At 48.1% G+C, this 5070-nt stretch carries 2 protein-coding genes; both read right to left on the minus strand.

Translation table 11 applies throughout. The features are described from left to right. Positions 1-118: 118 nt before the first annotated feature. Positions 119-3049, minus strand: a complete 2931-nt coding sequence (locus GF401_03335) for a hypothetical protein (GenBank protein ID MBD3344076.1) — start codon at positions 3047-3049, stop codon at positions 119-121. Between the two features lie 45 nt (positions 3050-3094). After that, positions 3095-4339: a nucleotide sugar dehydrogenase gene (locus tag GF401_03340; protein ID MBD3344077.1), complete on the minus strand. Its 1245-nt coding sequence runs from the start codon at positions 4337-4339 to the stop codon at positions 3095-3097. Positions 4340-5070 lie beyond the last annotated feature (731 nt).

The raw sequence follows: 5070 nt of genomic DNA on the forward strand, positions 1-5070 counted from the left end.
GATATGGAGAATGAGGGGGGAGAAGAAATATCTGAGAAAACGATGTGAGAGAGAAACCCTGTACCCTATACCTTGTATCCTTTATACGGACTTTTAACCCTCAACTCCCCCTTCTCTCTCACGAAACGGTCACCTGAAGTCCCTCTTCATTGAGCGCAAATTCTACAATACGGGCTTTTTCGTTTTCGAATTTGCGGTAAAGGATTTCCCGTAGCTTTGCAGCCTGCTCGACCGATTCGGAGGCAAAAAGTGCGTATCCACCGCCGCCCGCACCGAGGAGCTTAACTCCGCAGTAATACGGCGCCGTGGCCTTCAGTAAGCGATTGACCTGTGCGTTGGTAGTTCCGGAATGAATCCGGAGATTTGATTTCCACGATTCATTAATAATCACTGCAATTTTCTGCAAATCACGCAGTCCCGTTGCATCTTTGGCCTCTACGGCAAGTTCCCGGATATAATTGAGGGTAAAAAGGTAGGCCTGATGATTGCTGTTTACCTGTTCGACCACCTCCTGAAGAATATTTTTTGCCAGTCTGGTAATACCGGTATAAAAGAGCGTAAAACAGCCATGGGTTTGCGGATTCCGGAACAGCCAGGGATCCAGACGGTGAATGACCGGATTCGGTTTGAGGCCGGGTTTACTTTCGATATATTTGGCGCCGCCTTCGACCCCACCGATCTGATCCTGCCATCCTCCACCGGTAGTCAACATCTGTTCCATTTGCAGCACCTGCAAAAAGAGGTCTTCATGGGAATAATTCAGGCCGAAGAAACGATGGAGTGCGGCAAGGATCGTTGCGCCCAGTACCGACGATGTCCCCAGTCCCGAGCCTTTGGGCACCGCGCAAAGCAGCGTTATCTCGATTCCACATCCCATTTTTTTCAAACATGCCTGTAATGTTTTTTCGCTACATCCTTTCGCGGTCAGCCCCAGAAGAACCAGCGCGGCCCGGGGCAGGCCAAAGGGTGACGAAGGATCGCAATAATCATTCAACTTGCCGAAACTCGTAATTGTTTCGGTAACTCCCAAATCTATGGAATGGATTCGAATAGCCGGAGAATCCAGCCTTCGACAAAACACCTGAATCGGCGGCTGACCGTTGAGATTAACAGCCAGGTTGGTCACCTGTCCTCCGAATCGAAGCGTATAGGGTGGAGTATCCGACCATCCGCCGGCAAGGTCGAGACGTACCGGACACCGGGCCCAGACAATCTGGTCATGCTTTACCGAAGGTTTAAGCCTTTTGGGCCCCTTTTCAGAAATACCGGTGCCGAACGTAATCATATTTGCCGGGTGGGAGGGTGTGCCGGGCAAAGAGGCAAGCAGTGTTGCCCGATAAGGTTTTAAAAGAACATCATCGGTTTTTTTTGCTACCCCGGCAAGTTTCCCGGCCAACGGACTGTTCTTTACCACTGCACCAAAATCGGTGGATGAAAGGTTTCTCCAGCCCTTTCCCTGCCTGAGTTGTCGACGAAGTATTTCTTTTCGGAGAGCAATGCGGCCCTCTTCTCTTTGGTTAACATCACTCCCCTCATTGACTTCCCTGATCGAAAAACGTCTCCGCTCCCGGAACTCTTCCGCCCATTCTTCATTAAAGGGACGCTGCCAATACCCGGCGATAAACTTCACCGGCCCCTCGGCGCAGAAAAGACGGGCCCGGTGGAGATCGTACCTGTCTTCCTTTTCCCACAGATCTTCTTCGGTCAAACCATGCTGCTTCAACCATTGGTCCATGTGTATGCCGCAAAAAATCACATCTCTCAGTGAATCCTGCGGCTTGAAGGTATCTTTTGTGGAATAGACAAGTGTGATCTTGCCGCCTTTGCCGCGGCGCTGGTCGATACATATCCCTTCAGGAATAATTATATCGGTATTCCATGATTCAACTCCGGTAATTACATTCCCACCTTCAATATTCGAAAACGTACACCCCTGTACCGATTCCGCATAGAGCGTTTTATGACGGCCTACGGGCACATTGAAATCGAGGTCATTGAATAAAACCTGTTCAGGCGTACAGAGCGGTTGCACTTCTTCATTTTCGTGGGCGTAAAAAGGACGGAGATCTTTGCTGTGAAGGTCCAGACATGATTGCGGATACTCGGCAAGGGTCCCGAAATGTAAAAAGGTCGTGTTCCGGGTTAATGTGCCGCGCAAAATAAAAGTGTGGAATATGGTATATAGTCTTTGAAGTTCTTTTTTTGTAAGAGAGGTCTGGCTTGAAATTTTCTTAACGAAATCATCAAAGGAAACGTTCTGGATACAGGCACTCATGATTTCCACATAGAGATCGAATTTCAAAGCTCCTTCCTGCACGCCTTCTAAAACAGTCTTTTTCTTTCCGGTCCTGCTGTTTCCAAATTCCAGAAACCCCTTACTCGCCTTTGGCCCAAGGGCAACGATACCGATGTCAAGCGCACATTGATCGGCGCCTTCCAGAACAGCCTTTCCGGCAAGAATATCGACCGGCGCCTTTTGATAAAAGTCGAGGACCTTTTCTTTGGCCGGATCAAATCCGAATACCCCGTGGTGTGAACCTTGCTCGAGCGATGAGGGCTTTGCGAAGCCACAGATTTCTCCGCGGTTGTCGGGAACAAAGGCGGTATCAAAATCGATAATTGCATCACCGGAAATAACGACAACTTCTCCTTCCCTCCAGGGATAACGAAGAAACAGGGTAAGCTGCATATCAAGAACCACAGGGGGAACGACGCTGCTTGACGCGATCGGAATGGGCGCAAATATTTTCCCTTCGGGAATATAACAGGGAAGCCGCCTGCTTTCGCCTCCTGCATGAACGATTAAAATCCGCTTGCCAGCAAAAAAATCAGACGAATCGACTACTGCATAATCTTTCAGAAGATTATGCAGCGCCAGGAGCGTACCGCCACCGCTGCCGACCCGCCCCCGGTCCGGATCATGATACACCCTGAAATCGATCTCCCGCGGATAGAGGCCGTAATCGATCCGGCGCTTGATCAGCTTTCTGAACACATCGGCCTGCCCCGAGTTCGACGCCGTAATAATGCAAATATCAAACAGATTCATATATACTGTCCCGCAAATGAAAGTAAATAATTATCGAAAACAGATCTATTTCCCGAACACCTCTTTTAAGTCGTAAAAATTACCCGATTTTTTCAAAAAGCCTTTGAGGTTTTTCTTTTTCAAATCGACAAAATGCTGATGTTTTACGGCAAAAACAAGACCATCGTAAGTATTCTTTTTCGGCTGCTTGATCAGTCGGATACCGTATTCTTCGTATACTTCATCAGGGGCGGCAACCGGATCCCAAACGTCAACCTTAATGCCGAAAAACTTCAGTTCATTAATTATATCGATAACCCTTGAATTCCGTATGTCGGGCACATTTTCTTTGAAGGTAATACCACACATCAGCACCCTGCACCCTTTGACAACATTTTTTTTGTCGATAAGTTTTTTCACCAGCTCCCTGGCAAAATACCGTCCCATGGCATCGTTGATCCGCCGCCCGGCCATGATAATCTGTGGATGGTGCCCTGCTTCTTCCGCTTTATAGGCAAGATAATAGGGATCGACCCCGATACAGTGTCCTCCTACCAGCCCCGGCTCGAAGGGAAGAAAATTCCACTTTGTTCTCGCTGCTTCGAGAACCGCCTTCGTCGAAATGTTCATCTTGTCAAAAAGTATGCGTAGCTCGTTCATTAATGCGATATTGATATCCCTTTGCGTATTCTCGATAACCTTGGCGGCTTCAGCTACTTTTATCGATGATGCTTTGTGGATGCCCGCCTTAACCGCCGTGCCATACATGTTCGCAAGCGTTGTAAGCGTTTGCGGTGTATCACCGGCAACTACTTTTGTTATCGTAGAAAAGGTATGAACCTTATCTCCGGGGTTGATCCGCTCCGGCGAATAGCCGACAAAAAAGTCCTTTTTCCATTTCATGCCCGAGTTTGTCTCCAGCGCGGGAACGCAGATATCCTCAGTCACCCCCGGATATACGGTCGACTCATAGGCAACGATCGCACCTTTTTTCAGATTCTGCCCCACTGTTTCCGACGCCTTGATCACCGGTGTCAAGTCGGGTGTTTTATGATCATCGATAGGCGTGGGAACCGCAACGATTACAACATCGGCTTTTTTAATAACCCGGGGGTCTGATGAAACCTGAAGTGAACTCTTTTTTAAATCGATATCATCTACCTCACCATTGGGATCTTTACCCGATTTCAATACTTTTGTCCGCCGCTTGTTGATATCAAAACCGCTAACAGGAAAATATTTTGCCAGTTCCACTGCCAGGGGAAGACCAACATAGCCGAGGCCAACAACTGTGATTTGAAGAGACTTCATATAATCCCTTTCTAAAAGACTTTAAAGAATTCACTTCGTATAGATAGTAAAATAAAAAATGGTGGAATGTAGTAGGGATATTCATGAGAAGGGAAGAAAGCAGGGTGGCGTTCAAGAAAGGTGTATGGGCGTTCAATTGAACGCCCGTACACTATCGCTACGGCTGAACCATTCGATATACCGATTCGGCGCCGTTGACGCCGTGAACACGGATAAGAGAAACGCCCCGGACATGCACCCGATCGAGGCTGAGCGCACTTTCTTTTGTCAAATCTATCCGCCGGACCAACCTTCCATTGAGCGCATAGATCGAGATCGATTGTATATCTTTGATCGAGCCCGACAGGATATCCGACAGTGCAACGGCGCCGTGACCGCCGGTAATGGGCTTCTGTTTGACAGCCACATTAGGTTCCCCCAGCCAGCAACAATCTTCCACAAAATCGTCGGGAATATCAACATACATAGCAGGAAACGCCATATTGGTGCTCGATTCATAGGATGTATCAGTGGAGGAGACCAGTCTTATGTAAACAGAATCTTTCAAATTGATTGCAGTAACCTGCTCGAGATTATTGATATGCTCGTAAATACCTCCACCGGGCCGCCACAGGCGATCCATTTCTTCATTTGCTACGGCATAATAGGGATGATTCGACCATTCACTGAAATTCCATTGTTTGCCCACGATTTCACCTTCACCAACTTTCAGACCGGGATCGGTTACCACC

It is taken from the genome of Chitinivibrionales bacterium (assembly GCA_014728215.1).
GTDB lineage: Bacteria > Fibrobacterota > Chitinivibrionia > Chitinivibrionales > WJKA01 > WJKA01.